12 protein-coding genes are annotated in these 14,916 nt (G+C 52.5%); 1 reads left to right on the top strand and 11 read right to left on the bottom strand.

The features are described from left to right. Window positions 1-38 precede the first annotated feature (38 nt). Window positions 39-1,091, bottom strand: a complete 1,053-nt coding sequence (locus G445_RS0103435; protein ID WP_022866170.1) for a siderophore ABC transporter substrate-binding protein — start codon at window positions 1,089-1,091, stop codon at window positions 39-41. 244 nt (window positions 1,092-1,335) lie between these two features. After that, window positions 1,336-2,154, bottom strand: coding sequence for a hypothetical protein (locus tag G445_RS11895; protein WP_051126997.1), 819 nt, complete (start codon window positions 2,152-2,154; stop codon window positions 1,336-1,338). Here G445_RS11895 and G445_RS12110 point away from each other — a divergent pair. Further along, window positions 2,153-2,341 carry a hypothetical protein gene (locus G445_RS12110; protein ID WP_211210500.1) on the top strand — a complete coding sequence of 63 codons (189 nt, stop codon included), beginning with the start codon at window positions 2,153-2,155 and terminating at the stop codon, window positions 2,339-2,341. The two genes, G445_RS11895 and G445_RS12110, sit on opposite strands and share 2 nt — an antisense overlap. A gap of 248 nt (window positions 2,342-2,589) precedes the next feature. Here the strand turns inward: G445_RS12110 and G445_RS09520 are convergent, their stop codons facing one another. From G445_RS09520 to G445_RS10780, 9 genes are all read right to left on the bottom strand, one after another. Next, window positions 2,590-3,624, bottom strand: a complete 1,035-nt coding sequence (locus G445_RS09520) for a bile acid:sodium symporter family protein (protein ID WP_022866173.1) — start codon at window positions 3,622-3,624, stop codon at window positions 2,590-2,592. A 310-nt stretch (window positions 3,625-3,934) separates the two neighbouring features. After that, window positions 3,935-5,392 (bottom strand): NADP-dependent phosphogluconate dehydrogenase, encoded by a 1,458-nt coding sequence (gene gndA, locus G445_RS0103455; protein ID WP_022866174.1) that lies wholly within the window; start codon window positions 5,390-5,392, stop codon window positions 3,935-3,937. Window positions 5,393-5,681: 289 nt separating this feature from the next. Then, a complete protein-coding gene (gene pgm, locus G445_RS0103460; RefSeq protein WP_022866175.1) occupies window positions 5,682-7,358 on the bottom strand; it encodes a phosphoglucomutase (alpha-D-glucose-1,6-bisphosphate-dependent) in 1,677 nt (558 codons plus the stop codon). Between the two features lie 86 nt (window positions 7,359-7,444). Continuing rightward, window positions 7,445-7,846 (bottom strand): fluoride efflux transporter FluC, encoded by a 402-nt coding sequence (locus G445_RS0103465; RefSeq protein WP_022866176.1) that lies wholly within the window; start codon window positions 7,844-7,846, stop codon window positions 7,445-7,447. Then, on the bottom strand, window positions 7,843-8,652 hold the full coding sequence (locus G445_RS0103470; RefSeq protein WP_022866177.1) for a fluoride efflux transporter FluC: 810 nt from the start codon (window positions 8,650-8,652) through the stop codon (window positions 7,843-7,845). The genes G445_RS0103465 and G445_RS0103470 overlap by 4 nt, the downstream gene beginning before the upstream one ends. A 411-nt stretch (window positions 8,653-9,063) precedes the next feature. Continuing rightward, entirely contained in the window at window positions 9,064-9,762 is a 699-nt protein-coding gene (locus G445_RS0103475) for a DUF981 family protein (RefSeq protein ID WP_022866178.1), read from the bottom strand. A gap of 5 nt (window positions 9,763-9,767) precedes the next feature. Further along, entirely contained in the window at window positions 9,768-9,977 is a 210-nt protein-coding gene (locus tag G445_RS09525) for a hypothetical protein (RefSeq protein ID WP_022866179.1), read from the bottom strand. Between the two features lie 373 nt (window positions 9,978-10,350). Beyond that, a complete protein-coding gene (locus G445_RS09530) occupies window positions 10,351-11,988 on the bottom strand; it encodes a DUF2079 domain-containing protein (protein ID WP_022866180.1) in 1,638 nt (545 codons plus the stop codon). Next, window positions 11,988-14,879 carry a lysylphosphatidylglycerol synthase transmembrane domain-containing protein gene (locus G445_RS10780; protein WP_022866181.1) on the bottom strand — a complete coding sequence of 964 codons (2,892 nt, stop codon included), beginning with the start codon at window positions 14,877-14,879 and terminating at the stop codon, window positions 11,988-11,990. The genes G445_RS09530 and G445_RS10780 overlap by 1 nt, the downstream gene beginning before the upstream one ends. Between the last annotated feature and the right edge of the window lie 37 nt (window positions 14,880-14,916).

The following is a 14,916-nucleotide window of genomic DNA, read 5'->3' on the forward strand; positions in this document are numbered from 1 at the left end:
TTAAACAACATTGTTAAAACATGTGTTAGCGTACCGATTTACTTGGCTTGCTTTGCAAGATCGTTGAAGAACTTGGTGAAGAGCTGGATGCTTTCGTTGACATAGGTGTCATCTGGCATCGCAATAATGTGGTTCTTCTTGACCGCATCAACATTTGCCATAGCGGGGGAGGACTTCACAAGATCCACACCGTGGGCGGCGTTGTTCTTGCTTCCAACAGCTGCGTCACGATCCATGACGAAAATCCACTGGGGGTTAGACTGTGCAAGAGTTTCGACGGAAACTTCGTCGCCCTTGTGGTTGTTGGTGCCTTCCTTAACGGCGATTGCTGGGGTCCAGCCGAGGATGTCGTAGAGAGGACCAAGTGTGCGCCCAACGTGCGGTGCGAGGTATCCGAGCTTACCGCCATTGGTGTTCACGGCGAGAACCTTATCGCCTGCGGGGATGGCCTTCTTTGCTGCTTCGATGGACTTGTCGAAATCAGCGTTAATCTTTTCAGCTTCCTTTTCCTTGCCGAAAATCTTGCCGAGATCCGTGGTGTTCTTCTTCAAGCTATCAGCGAGAATCTTGCCGGCTTCCGATGCCTTGGTATCTTTAACTTCCTTGGGAAGCTTGATGTCGTTGTAAAGAACGGGCGCATCTTTGGCAACATCCTTAATCTTGTCATAGTGCTGACCGAAGCGCTGGCCAACGATAATCAAATCAGGCTTCGCTGCTGCAATGATTTCAAAGTTGGTTTCAGTGTGGCTTCCAACGTCCTTAATGGAGTCATCGTTCTTGAACTTGGCATTCTTGGAGAGCACAGGTTTGGGAACAGCAACGGGTTTGATGCCCCAATTTTCAAGGGTGGCAACCGAGCGGTTATCCAGGAGGACAACCTTCTTCGGCATTTTCTCAAGTGTGATTTCTGCGGGATTGCCCTTAGGATCCTTAAATGAAATCTTTACGGGCGCCTTATATTCGGCTGGTGCGCTTGTGGTGGATTTATCCTTCGTATCGCCCTTCTTATCGGAGGCTGTGCCTGAGCAGGCTCCTAGTGTGAGTGCGCCTGTAGCTACGAGGGCAAGCAGGCCGCGTAGTGTCTTTTTCATAATTTCCTTTGGTAGAGAAACAACCTACGAAGATAAGGGTATCCTAACCTTAACAGAAAAAAGTGTGTGTTACGCCACAATTTGCGTATTCCTATGAAATTATTTTCTTTTTGATGTAGCAAATGGGAATTGTTCTTACAAAAAAGTATCGTTGCGCTACATGGCGTAAGCGCAACGATACTGTATGAAACAAATTGTTAATGATTGCAATCCTGTGAATAGTGAAGTTTGAGGAAAATTGTCACTATTCGACGGATGGCGCTACTGGCCGAGGAGGTTGCTGGGGGTAACCCTGCTGCGGGTGGCCCTGCTGGGGGTGACCCTGCTGGGGCGCCTGCTGGTATCCGCGAGGAGCCTGCTGCGGGTAACCCTGCTGGGGCGCCTGCTGGTATCCGCGAGGAGCCTGTTGGGGGTAGCCCTGCTGTGGGTAACCTTGAGCAGTGCCGGTGCCGAAAGGCGCATTGTACTGAGGGGCAGGAGCCTTAGGGGCGGGAGGTGTGCCACCAATCTGTACCGTCCAGCCATTAACCGGAGTTTCCTTACCGAGGATAAGGAGAGCAATTGAGCAACCAATGATTCCTAGAGCGGCGAGAATAGCAATGATAACGCCGAAGCCCGCGCTAGCAGAGGGGCCGGAGCGAGCAGAAGGGCCGGATGGCACAACCGCCACAATCAAAATATTGGTGACTAAAAGTGTTGTGGCCAAAGACGTGCCGGTAATAGAAGCCATAAGGCGAACCCAGGGCATCGTGAGGAAAATTGACACAATAGCCGTTGCAACTATTGCAATATTGAAAAGGAAAATAAACGCTACTGCTCCGGAGGATAATTGTGAGACACTATAGGTGCCAGTTACCCATCCCACGCTTCCCAAACCGGAGCTTGCAATCGGGAAGAAGATGGAAAGGAATGACAATCCGCCACAGGATGCAAGAGCGATGCTGAGGATGAAACGTAATTGATTTCCAGCATAGGGCCCGTTTTCTGTGGGTTTAATATAGGTGTGCACGGTTGATGCAGGAGCGTTGCCTGGCATACCATGCTGATAATTAGGTTGAGACATGAGAAACCTTTCTGTATGTGATCAGGTTGAAATTGCCTGTCTCTATTGTCGTGTTGATTCTATCAATAACTTAGAGTGTAAAGATTACGGAGTCTATTTTGGCCATAAAGTTCCATCAGACGGAAAACGCCAAGCATCTGAGATGATTTTCCCGAGCCAAGCATTTGAGATGACTTTCCTGCGCTAAACAGCTAAGACGATTTTCCCACGCCTTACCAACAAAACTAGACAGCGAATCCTCCAAAATTGTCCTATAGATTTCCAATTTTATCTGCTGGTTCGCAAAGCCGAGAGGCACATCGTCCCAAAACCACAAAATGAGAGTGTGTGCGCTTTGCGCGCCGCCACCCATAACAAAAGTATCGGAGCCACTTTCAATAAAGTGACCCCGATGTGTGGAAAGTTAAGGAAACGCGACAGAAATCGTCGTATAACCTACTTGGATGCCTTTGCATCCCGTGCGGCACGCGCCTTGGCGTCTACCTCATCCTGGTGCGTGGCAGCCGTGCGGCGGTAATACATTGCCAGCAATGCGCCAGAAATGTTGTGCCACGTGGAGAAAATCGCACCCGGAAGCGCGGTGGCAGGCTGAGTTGCGAAATGAACCGTCGCAAGCTGAGCTGCCAAACCTGAATTTTGCATACCGACCTCAATGGATGTGGTACGCGAGCCTCGCACAGAAACCCCGAGAACACGGGAGAACCAGAAACCGAGAGCATACCCGCAAAGGTTGTGTGTAATAACGACGACGAAAACAATCAAACCCGCGGACTTAATGGCATTCACGCTACCGGAAACCACCGCGAGCAGAACGCCCGCAATGCCGAAGGTTGAAATCCAGGGAAGAATGGGGAGAGCCATTTCCACAAGGTTGTGTGCCAGGAGGCGGATCACAACACCCGCGATAATCGGCAGAAGCACAACCTGCACGATGCTCAACGCCATGGCTTTACCGTTAATTGGCATGTAGGAGCCGGCAAGCCACGAGGTAAGGAGCGGAGTCATAATTGGCGCAAGGAGCGTGGAAATGGAGGTCATAGTAACTGACAGAGCCACATCGGCCTTGGAAAGATAGCTCACAACATTCGAGGATGTGCCACCCGGAGCGCAACCTACGAGGACGACGCCAACGGCAATCGCGTTGGAAACGTCGGTTCTTCCCATGACGAGAATAATGATTTTGGAAAGAGCAAAGGCAAGCCCCGGCATAATAATGTACTGAGCGATAACGCCGATAACGACGGGGATGGGGCGCTTGGCTATAAGTTTGAAATCGCCGGGGGTGAGGGTGAGTCCCATGCCGAACATAATGATTCCGAGAAGAATGGTAACCCAAGGCCCTAGGACGCTTGCCTGTTTTGGTGAGAAGAATGCGAAAGCGAAGGCCGCAATAATGATGAGCGGGAAAACGGTTACGGCGACGAGTGCACTACGATCTTCCGCACTTTGCTTCTTAGGTGATTCTGACATGTACTCAAGATTGCCCGAATGTCCACATTTTGGTAAATGGTATCACCATGTGAGACGTTTTGGGCGTTTTGTGGCGTGCGAGACGTGTCTAGCGGTGTGGGGGAGGCAGTGTTAACTAGCCCGAGTGGGGTGATGGTTTTCGAGGAACGTGGTTGCGTGGAGTGTGTGTTTTTATGGATGTGCGACGCAAAGCTGTCGCGTGAGTAATGTGGAAAGGGCGGTTTCTGGTGGTGGAGGAAGTGGTGTCGACGAACGTGGGGGGTGCGGATTGTATCCGCACCCCCACGCGACTAAAGCCAGGAGTTAATGATTAAGCATCGACTTCCTTGCGCCCTTCTTCGCCCCAGAGGGTGTGGAAGGTGCCTTCCTTATCTGTACGCTTGTAGGTGTGTGCGCCAAAGAAGTCGCGCTGTCCTTGGATAAGGTTAGCGGGGAGTTCGTCGGAACGTACACCGTCGTAATAAGAAAGGGAAGATGCGAAAGCCGGGACCGGAATTCCTACCTGTGCGGCGAAGGAAACGATGCGACGCCATGCCGGAATTGCCTTCGTGATTTCTTCCGTGAAGTAGGAATCTGCGAGAAGCAGGGCAAGATCGGCGTTGCGCTCGTATGCGTCGGTGATGCGATCGAGGAAGCGGGCGCGGATAATGCAGCCGTCGCGCCAAATGCGGGCCATATCGCCGAGGTTAATATTCCAGTCGTATTCCTTGCTGCCCTTGCGGATCAGTTCGAAACCTTGAGAGTAGGCGACCATCTTGGAGGCGTAAAGCGCAAGGCGAATATCTTCGATAAAGCCTTTAACGTCCGTAATATCAACGTCTTGAGCGAGTTCCGGAAGTGTGGCAACGCCGGCTTTGCGCTCTTCTTCGTCGCCGGAAAGTGAGCGGGCGAAGGTCGCCTCCGCAATTCCGGTGGTGGGAACGCCAATGGCGGCCGCGTTTTGCACTGTCCATGCGCCCGTGCCCTTCTGGGATGCGGCGTCCTTAATAACGTCCACGAGCGGCTTGCCTGTGGTGGCATCAATGTGGCGAAGAACTTCTGCTGTAATCTCAATCAGGTAGGAATCAAGTTCCGTGGTGTTCCATTCTGCGAAAATATCGCCGATGGCGCCTGCTGACATGCCCAGGGCCTTGCGCATAATGTCGTAGGCTTCAGCAATGAGCTGCATATCGGCGTATTCAATACCGTTGTGAACCATCTTGACGAAGTGGCCGGCGCCGTCCGGGCCGACGTATGCGCAGCAGGGTTCGCCATCTTTGTGGGCCGCGATTGCTTCGAACATTGGGCCGAGGCGCTTGTAAGAATCCACGGTTCCGCCGGGCATAATCGACGGGCCGTTCAATGCGCCTTCTTCGCCGCCGGATACGCCTGCGCCAACGAAGTGAAGGCCACGTGCGCGAATATCTTTTTCACGACGAAGTGTGTCCGTATAGAGTGCGTTACCGCAATCAACGATAATGTCGCCTTCTTCCATGAGGTCGGCGAGCTGGTCGATGACGGCATCGGTGGGGGCGCCGGCCTTCACCATAATAATGGCAACGCGCGGTTTGGAGAGGGACTGGACGAAATCTTCCATCGATTCTGCGGGGTAGAATTCGCCTTCGTCGCCATGCTGGGCATAAATGGTTTCTGTTTTCGCTGCGCTACGGTTGTGGATGGCGACTTTGTAGCCTTTGTGTGCAAGATTGCGAGCGAGGTTTGAGCCCATAACGGCCATGCCGGTAACGCCGATGTCGGCGGCTCCTACTGGTGGGGTGGGGATAGACATAAAACTCCTTAACATTGAGTTAGGCAGGCGAAGCGCACCTTATTAAGTGAATAAGATAATGATAGGTGAGTGCCAACGTTGGCGGTTACCTATCGCTATATTCTACCGTGTATGTAGTACCTTTGGAACTAAAAATAGTACTTAATGTTGTTTGTGTATAATTGTTTCAACGAAGTTTCAGTCGGGTAATAAGAAATAATTGTTGTCATTGAAGCGTGGGGGGAACGTTACTGGTGTAACGTTCCCCCCACGTAATACGAGAAGCGCCTAGTTTAACGCTTCGTTAGCCCTAGTTACCGAGCGCTGCGCTCACAACCGCGCGGGCCTCGGCCTGAACTTCCTTCAGGTGGTCTTCGCCCTTGAAAGATTCTGCGTAAATCTTGTACACATCTTCCGTGCCACTTGGGCGGGCGGCGAACCAGGCGTTTTCCGTCGTCACTTTCAAACCACCAATTGCGGCATTGTTACCGGGTGCTTTGACGAGCTTCGCGGTAATCGGTTCACCAGCAAGCTCTGTTGCCGTCACATCCTCAGGGGAGAGCTTGGCGAGCTTCGCCTTTTCAGGCTTCGTTGCCGGTGCATCAATACGTGCGTAGGCGCTCTTCCCATACTTGGCGACCTGCTCTTCATGCAACTGGGAGGGCGATTTGCCCATCACCGCGGTAATTTCAGCGGCCAACAGGTCAAGCACCAGCCCGTCCTTATCGGTTGTCCACACGCTACCATCTTTGCGTAGGAAGGAAGCGCCAGCGGATTCTTCGCCACCAAAACCAATCTTGCCGTTAACCAAACCGTCTACGAACCACTTGAAGCCAACGGGGACCTCAACAAGTTTCTTGCCAATACCGGCAACCACGCGGTCGATAAGCGAGGAGGAGACGAGCGTCTTTCCAACGCCGACCTCGCCACCCCAAGCGGGACGATGTGTAAACAGGTATTCGATCGCAACAGCCAGGTAATGATTCGGGTTCATCAAACCGGCATCCGGAGTGACGATTCCGTGGCGATCCGAATCGGCGTCGTTACCCGTTGCCAAATCGTAGGGAGCCTTGCCGTCCTCGCCCGGTTTCATGCGCTGAAGCAAACCGGCCATCGCGTAGGGGCTGGAGCAATCCATGCGAATCTTGCCATCCCAGTCAAGAGTCATGAAAGGCCAGGCCGGATCAATAACGGGGTTCACAACCGTGAGGTCAATCTTGTAGTGATCGGCAATCGCCTGCCAGTACTCTGCCGAAGCGCCACCCATAGGATCAGCACCAATGCGAACGCCAGCTTCGCGAATCGCATCAAAATCAATGATTGTTTCCAGCGCTTCCACATATCCCTTGCGGAAATCGTGGCGCCCAATGCAATCCATCTTCACGGCTTCCTCAAAGGGGATGCGCTTAATATTCTTCCAGCCTTCGCGCAACAGTTCGTTGGCACGCGCCGCAATCCAGGAGGTCGCGTCCGTATCTGCCGGGCCACCATTGGGTGGATTGTACTTGAAACCACCGTCGCGGGGCGGGTTGTGCGACGGCGTAATAACAATGCCGTCCGCTAAGCCCGGACCGTCCTGGCGCAGGTTGTGAGGAGCGCCGTTTGCTTCCAAAATTGCCAGGGAAACAGCCGGTGTGGGGGTGAAGGAATTGCGTGAATCCAACAGGGTTGTTACCCCATTGGCTGCCAGCACCTCAACCGCTGTTTTTTCTGCAGGTTCAGAAAGTCCGTGAGTATCGCGACCAACAAAAACAGGCCCATCGTAGCCCTGCTTGGCGCGGTATTCGACGATAGCCTGCGTTGTTGCGGCGATATGTGCTTCATTGAAAGCGCCATCAAATGCGCTTCCGCGGTGACCAGAAGTTCCAAACACAACGTTCTGTGCTGAATTTTCCGGATCGGGTTCGATTGTGTAATAGGCGTCGATGAGTTCATCAACATTGATGAGATCTTCAGGACGCGCGGGTGTTCCAGCTCGTTCGTTCATAAGTTAAGTGTCTCACGTTTTTTGTGTATCGTCGCCTCTTTTCGCTCTCTGGTCAACTTTGTTGAGGAGTGATGTCGATTCTGCCGTTAAATCAACGAGTACATCAACGAGAAAAATATGAGGGTTGGCAACCATAAGCCGATATAGAGCGCAATAAAGGCCGAAATGTATGTGCCAGTTAGAAGGGCGAAGGAAGCGACGTAACGTTTTTGTTGCGCGAGGTGAACAACGTCCGTCATTGCCGTCGAAAATGTTGTGAAACCACCCAAAAAACCAAGGGTTATTACGGGGGAGATCTCCTTAAAAAACGGCAGAAACGCGAATCCGATGAGCGCGCCGATACAGAAACAGCCCAGGACGTTGACGGTGAAAATACCCACGGGCCATTTTGCGCGAGTGTGGGTGGTGATGAGGGAGTCAAGCCATGCACGTACAACCGCACCGCATCCGCCGGCAAGGACAATGAAAAAGAGCTGTATGAGTATCACGAGTTGGCCCCTTCGCTATTGTCCCTGTTGTGGAAAGAGTCGGATATGGGTGGGTTTTCCACTTGGTGTGTGCCGGGTGCGTTTGCCAGTTGCTGTGTGCCGAGCAGGTTATGAGGGGATTCAGGGGCGGACTCGTGAACAGTGCCGTGAGCAGACTCCGATTCTTTTGAGGGCTTCGAGCCCGAGGAGTGACGCATGCCAAGAAGGGTTCCCAGCCAGGCGCTCGTCACCCCGACGGTAAGTGTGAGAACTCCATAGATAAGGCTAATGTTGACATTGCTATAAGGGGGATCTGTAAGAGTTAATCCGTTGAGATCCACCCAGCTTCCCCACATTAGCGTCGAATATGTTGTGAAACCGCCACACATGCCCGTTCCGAAGAAGAGGCGGTAATTACTGTAGGAATATGCGCGTTCCTGCGTTTTGTTTGCAAAATGCTTGCAGGAAATGCGGGTTGTATCACGAAAACATAACGCGCCGTTCAATAGCCCGAGAAGGAACGCACCAACGATGTTAACAATGAAGGTTGCGTAAAGTCCCACCATAGTTGGGGTCAGTGGCTGGCCGGGATCAGATATATATTCCGGGAAGTAATAGTTTTGTGCGAAAAGGAATTGAGATATCCACGTGAAGCTCACGCGAAGAAAAGTGCCGAGCGCTCCGCCCCAAAAAACCCAGAAAAGTGCGCCGGGATCACGATACAAAGGGAGGCTCGCGTGATCGCATAGCGTGCCAGACCGTGCAGAATCGCTCCCGTTGTTGGGGGAGTTGCTCAAGAGAGTGTTAGAGCTATTAACGGAGTCCATAAACACGATTTTATCGCTGAAAGGAAAAGGAGAAATGAGTTATCCACAGATTTAGTGCTCGCTCGGGTGTTGTGGATGGCGGGTATTGTTGGGGGATGGAGTTATCCACAGGCTTAGGGGTGCTCAGTATTCTTAAGAACAGTTTGACGTGGTGCGCGTTCGCGTCAGATCGTTGCCTACGGCGTTGAGTAATGTACGACGGGTGTGGTGCGAGTACGTCGTCCCTCGTCGTAAAAATTGCAAAAACGGGTATAAAAACGTTGCAAAAACAGGTATGTGGAAATAACGCGACGTAAAAATACCGTACTCCCCGGTTTTTCATGTTGTGAGTGTCAAGAAAATTCGAGGAGTACGGTATTTTTATCTGATAAAAATCAGAAATTATGCGATATGTAGCGTTGAGGCCACTGTCTAGATGTAGCTACCGTCCGGCTGTGGGAAGAAGCCGATGTGGCTGTAGAACACGGTGAAGCCGAGGAAAATCCAGAGCATACCGATGCACCACGTAATAACAAGGACAACTTTGGCGAGCTTCTTATTCTCTCCGACGAACGGAGAAAGAATCGCGGCCAAACCGCTACCGACGTAGAGCGTCATCACCATAAGCGGTTCAATAAGGCTTCCAGCCATGAGGCGGGCAACCGGTTCAATGTCCGGCGGGCGCCACATTCCGAAGTACATACCGCCAATTCCGATGAGTACCAGGCCGAAACCAATGATTGCCGCGACGAAAAGCAGAGGCCTGAGGGTGCGGAACATTACTGTTGCCGTAACTTCCCCGTCTGTGCGATCCGCTTTGCGTTGCGCCGCAAGAATGGCAAGCCCGGCAACGAACGTGAGGATGCCGTACACCGCGGCTGGTTCACCGAAGGTAATGTTGTCGACCTTACAGCAGAAAGCGCCGTCAATCTGTTTCAGTGGCCAGGTGAGGGTCATGTGAAGGCCGGTGATTCCTAGGAAGGAACCAAGTGCAATAAAAGCCCAGCCCCAACCTGTGAGATCTCCATGATTTTCGCGCGCTACAATGCGAGCGAAAACAACAACGAGGAGCATAATAGTTCCGGCAATAACAGCCATTGCGGTGTTATAGGTAATTCCCTGCATAAGCATGATTATTACCTCCCGGCCCTATAAAGCTCGCGAATAGAAACAGCTGCAATGGATGCGGCAAACGTTATGCATAGGGTAAGGATTGCAACGTCCTGCCCGTGAATGCTTCCCTTGGCAATAAGCCAGAGAATTCCTGCGGCAAGTGAGCCCAGGATGAGGATTATTGCAGCAATTTTTCCCCACAGCGATGCCTGAGCGTCAACATTGTGTTCCATTTATTTCCCACCTTTCTTTAAGCTAAAAAGGGTATGTAAGTAACATACCACAGCCAGTGAGGAATGTCACAAGGCATTTAGGACTTTTGGCCGATTGGTTGAAAAAGGGCGAAAAACGGGTTTTTCTCTAAAATTCACTGGATTATTGCTGGAAATAACTTGAAATCGCCATCATAACTTAAATAAAAAGCACGACGGGTGAGGTGCGATGCTTAGCACGACGGGTGAGATGCGACGGGTATCGCGCGGGGGTAGGGCGTGGTGCCCATCGCAAGGAGGCGTGGTGCAATACTTATCGCGGGGCAGTGCGGTGCCTATGGCGAAGAGGGATTAGTTGCGGTTGTCCTACGACGGTAAAAATAGATTGCGGTGCCTATGGCAAAAGTCTGCGTACAACAACGTAACCGTTTTCGTCGTACACAATCTTCCAGTCACCACCGAAGGTTTGTCGCGCCCAGTCGAGAACGTTTTCACCATTCCCATGATTGGAATGTGGCGAAAATACAACATAATCAACCGGGGTGCCCTGCACGGTTCCCTCCCAGAAAACCGTGCGTCCTGGAACAAGATAGGCGAGCATGTAAATATCCGTCACAACTTTCGCGCCCTGAGGAACCGCTTCGACACTGGAACGAGCGCTAAGGCGTTGTTTGCTGGAAAGCTCGGGGTTGACGCCCCGAAGAAGCGGGATAACGCCCTGCTGAGTAGCCCATGTGGCCGAAGGTAGCAGGCTCACAAGTGCGCAACATGTGGCAAAAATAGTGTTTTTTCGCAAATATTTGCTGGGAGGTGCGCCTGTTTGTGGGGTTGTTGCAGGTAAGCCCGCCCCAGTGGTGGTTGCGGGTAGTTGGGGGTTGTGGTGTGAGGTCTGCGACGTGACCGCCTGAGAAAAAGACGTTACGTACTGGAGCGCATCGATTAACGCAACCATGGCAATAGGCATCAGAATGGCGGAATAGTGCCAATCCGTCCCCCAATAATAGGGGATATTCCCTAGGAAACGCCAGGCAAGTGTTGGTAGAATGAGGAGCGCGAAAGGGCTGATCGTGCCAACTGCGCCCATTGTCAAAACGAGCGTGAATACGGTGGTCATTTTGGTGGAAAAATGCGCGAAAAGCCCCGAGTCGTTTCCGTCGAACCTTCCGTAATAATCCCACTGGCCAGCGGTATTAAACATCGGTAGTACGACGAAAACGCTGAGCAACACCCACAATAACCCCCAACAGCCAAGGAGAATTCCGAGCCGTTCTGGCGTCAACCAGCCACTGCTTCGGTTCGATAAACGCGACCGCAACACGGCAAAACGCTCACGCAATGAACCACGGCTAGATCGCAGAGTGATCAAAGGCGGAACCGCGACGAAAGCCATGAGAGTGAGCCCCATATCCTCTTTAACAAAAACAAGCGCCCCAAGATACGTGGCAGCACGGAAATAACGTCCCTCCAACCACGCAATTAAACCAAAGGATATGAGGGGAACCGCGAAGGCGATCTCGTGAAATTGCGCAACAACTGCCGTGTGAAGTCCCCAAGAGAACGCGCCGGCGAAACCAATAAACGCCCCCGCAACATTGCCGAACCGCGCACATGCATACCGCGTGATGGGGTAGCTTGCCAGTGCAAAAAGAGCATTTTGTACGACGAGGAGCGTTAGCCCGCTTGGAAAAAGTCGATATATTGGGGCGAGCAGAACGAGAATTGGATGGAAATGGTCGCCGAGAAGATTAAACCCAGGCCCTTTAATGTCCACAATTGGGGCGCGGAAGTGGGAGTACTGGTCAACAAGCTGTGTAAAAATCCCTAAATCCCAGGAGGGGGACACGAAATTACGCCATTGATAAACAGATACGTATGTGAAAGTGGCGAAAGCGAAAAGCGCTATGCTGAGCGCAATTGCGTGGTTGATCCGGAACCGTAGAGGTGAACGGCCACGGGAATGTGGAGCTTGTGTGGTGTTTGGCGTAGCGGAAGAATGTGTGGAGCCTTGAGAGGAGCCCGGTATTGTCGCCACTACAATATCCCCTTCTTTTGTAGGTATCTTAACGCAAACCAGCCGAGCGGAACACGCAACCAGAAGGTGACTAAACGATACAGAATCGCGACGGAAAATGCCACAGAATAAGGAATCCCCGCAAGAACAAGACCACCTGTGAGGGCTGTTTCCACAGGGCCAATACCACCCGGGGACGGAACCACAGAACCAACCGAATTAGAAACAAGGAAGGTGACGGCGAGAGAGACAAGAGGGAGGGTTTTGCCGAAGGCAGCAAGGGCGAAACCGAAAGCCCCCACAAAGCCAACTGTTTGGACGAGTGCCCCTCCAAAGCCTAGGAGTAGGCGGGAAGGATGCGTGCCAAGCCATACGAGGCGTGGCCAGACCTGCTCGATAGTCGGGCGCAAAAGGCGCAGGAGGAATTGGCGGAAGGGGCGAATAAAGAAAATACCCGCAATGGCAAGAATAATGAGGATAATTCCGATAATGACGGAGAAGCTGGGGGCGCTTAAATTACCGAAATCTCCAGTGAGGAGCCCCAAAAGGAGAAGCAGTAACACCGTTGAGAGGAACTGGGCAATCTGCACAAGCGAAACCGTGGCAACCGCAACCGGTGTGGAAATATTGCGGCGCTGAAGGTAGCGAAGGTTAATGGCTGCCGGGCCGATACCCGCCGGGGTTACAAGGCCAACAACGCTTGCAGCAACCTGAACTAGGCTCGCCTGGAAGGTCGGAATTTTTTCCGCAACATAGGCTTTGAGGCTGATTGCGGACCCAACATACGTGGCAAGCCCTGCAAGGAATGCCGGGAGAATAAACCAGGGGTTCGCAGCAGCTAAGGTTTGCTTCAACTCCTGGAAGTTAATAGAACCCAAAAGAATGAAAATTGCGACCACGCCGATGACGATGGTGACGGCAGTTTTTGCGGAGAAGCGCCGAAGTTGAACGGCGTCAGATTCAAGAGGGGTCGATGCGGGTAGTTGCGCAACAACGGCATTGCGCAGCTCTTGAAGAGCATTCTTTTCGTTCAGCATAGCGAGCGTTTCGGCGGGCATAATGGTTTTTTGCAAAGTAGGCGCAACGTAAGTGAGGCGATTTTTTCCAACATTGCGCAGTGCAACCGCAACGGCACGATCCTTGCCCACAAGTCCCGCCTGCATTGCCAGGAGTTGAGCCATATCAATATGTCGCGAAATTTCTGTGGACGAAATTTTGCCGTGGCGCCATTGAACAAAATTGACGACGTTGGTTGATGCGGTTGCGCCGTTGCGTGTTGGTCCTGTGGCGTTGGATGCGCCTTCTACCGCGCCCTCCGTCGTACCTTCTACTACGCTTTGCGTCGCGCCTTCGTCGGAGTCGAATGAGGCATTCGCTGACTGGCTCTCTCCAGCGCCCGCGTCAGTTAAAGCTGAAGTGCGGGTGCCAATGATTCCTGCACGAATATCTTGATGCGTGAGGCCCACCTTGTGAGCACGTCGCAACGTCTCCCACGCCCCGTCGAGAATCTCATCCGTTATCTCCTCGCGAGGTAAGTCGGAGAGCGGAATATCTTGCGTATCTGCAAAGGTAACAATGGAGGAGGATTGCGCAGTTGCGTAGTGTATCGTGCTCGCAGGTGTCAGCCCATGCGAATGTGCCACATGGTGCATAAGGAGAATCCGCTCGGCAGTTTCCAGCGTCGTCTCAGCGGCCTGGAATGTGGATGTGGTGAGCGTTAACCGTTGCCACCACGCAGATAAACGTCCGAGAACGAGCTGATCCGAGTCAATAACAATGGCGAAATGTTTCTCGCCCGTGGTGGTGGTGACGAAATAGTGGCGGTCCGTTGCTGACGAGTAGAAAGGCGTGTGGTTGTTCAAGGTGTCGTCAATAATCGCCCGTGCGTCAACATCTTTCAAAAGTGTTGTTTCGACGACGATAGATTTTTCGTCGTTCGCCTTGGGTGTTTGTCCCAGTTTTGTGGGTTTCTTACGTGCGGCTGTTGCTGTGCTGAGCGCGGCTTTGGGAATGGGGGATGCAGAATCCGAGTCGGGTGGGGTGTCGCTGTCAATGAATCGTCGAAAATCTTCGATGCCGATACTATCCGTGTAGCCGAGTTGCCCAGAAGTTGTAATATTCCATGCGTGAACAGGGGTTTCGGGGGGCGGGTCGATGCGAATCGCGCTACTAACGTCAAGCCCTGCACGCCGGAGGAGGGTAATAATGTTGGCGCCGAGCATGCGGTCGGGGGCGTCGCCGATAATGTAGAGGGCAAAATATGCGCAAGCTGTCCCAATGAACACCGTAATAAGTGCGCCGGGAAGAGTTTGCACTCCTTGAAGAATGGAAATGACAAGGACGATGCCGAGAAGCCACCAGCCGGTGTTGGTGAGTCGGCTTTTTCTGGCCGTTCCTGCCACGACGAGGAGAACGGCAATAATGGACACGTAGGGAAGCATTCCTACGGACACTTGTTCGTCGAGACTTCCCGAAATGGCTATAGTGGCGCGGGCGTGGGGGAGGTAGCGTTCGAGGAGGAAAACGCCAAGATACGAGATGCTGAGCGCCGCGGTGAGTGCGGTGAGTGCGGTGGCGAGGGCGCGCCAGCGGTAGGTTCGTATCATATCAACGATAAGAAGGATAGGCAGGAAAAGCCCGAGCATTCCTTCCAGCACATTGATGGGGAGGAAAACTATGGTGTGAACAAGATCTTCGGTAGCGTGAGCAACGTCTTGCGTGACGGCAATTGTTGTGGTGTAACCGTATTTTGTGAGGAGAATCATTGAGCCGACAACGAGGAGGCTAATGATTCCGCTTAAGAGGTTGGCAGGACGGCGTGCCCAACGGGCAATGTCGTCAACAAGAAGCGCCGTGCTTGTGTGTGTGAGGCTGGCTTCTTCGAGGGGTTGCGCCGTAAGATTCTGTGCCATTCTGCAATTCTAAGCTAAACTGCAAGGTTTTGCCCTT

Origin of the sequence: Actinotignum urinale DSM 15805 (assembly GCF_000420445.1) — a bacterium.
GTDB classification, from domain to species: Bacteria; Actinomycetota; Actinomycetes; order Actinomycetales; family Actinomycetaceae; genus Actinotignum; species Actinotignum urinale.

Bases quoted from the DNA above. Each gene is read 5' to 3' on its own strand.
- G445_RS0103470 (WP_022866177.1), bottom strand. From the start codon at position 8,652: ATGGACTCCGTTAATAGCTCTAACACTCTCTTGAGCAACTCCCCCAAC.
- G445_RS0103475 (WP_022866178.1), bottom strand. From the start codon at position 9,762: ATGCTTATGCAGGGAATTACCTATAACACCGCAATGGCTGTTATTGCC.
- G445_RS0103435 (WP_022866170.1), bottom strand. From the start codon at position 1,091: ATGAAAAAGACACTACGCGGCCTGCTTGCCCTCGTAGCTACAGGCGCA.
- G445_RS11895 (WP_051126997.1), bottom strand. From the start codon at position 2,154: ATGTCTCAACCTAATTATCAGCATGGTATGCCAGGCAACGCTCCTGCA.
- G445_RS10780 (WP_022866181.1), bottom strand. From the start codon at position 14,879: ATGGCACAGAATCTTACGGCGCAACCCCTCGAAGAAGCCAGCCTCACA.
- gndA (WP_022866174.1), bottom strand. From the start codon at position 5,392: ATGTCTATCCCCACCCCACCAGTAGGAGCCGCCGACATCGGCGTTACC.
- G445_RS12110 (WP_211210500.1), top strand. From the start codon at position 2,153: ATGAGAAACCTTTCTGTATGTGATCAGGTTGAAATTGCCTGTCTCTAT.
- G445_RS09525 (WP_022866179.1), bottom strand. From the start codon at position 9,977: ATGGAACACAATGTTGACGCTCAGGCATCGCTGTGGGGAAAAATTGCT.
- pgm (WP_022866175.1), bottom strand. From the start codon at position 7,358: ATGAACGAACGAGCTGGAACACCCGCGCGTCCTGAAGATCTCATCAAT.
- G445_RS09520 (WP_022866173.1), bottom strand. From the start codon at position 3,624: ATGTCAGAATCACCTAAGAAGCAAAGTGCGGAAGATCGTAGTGCACTC.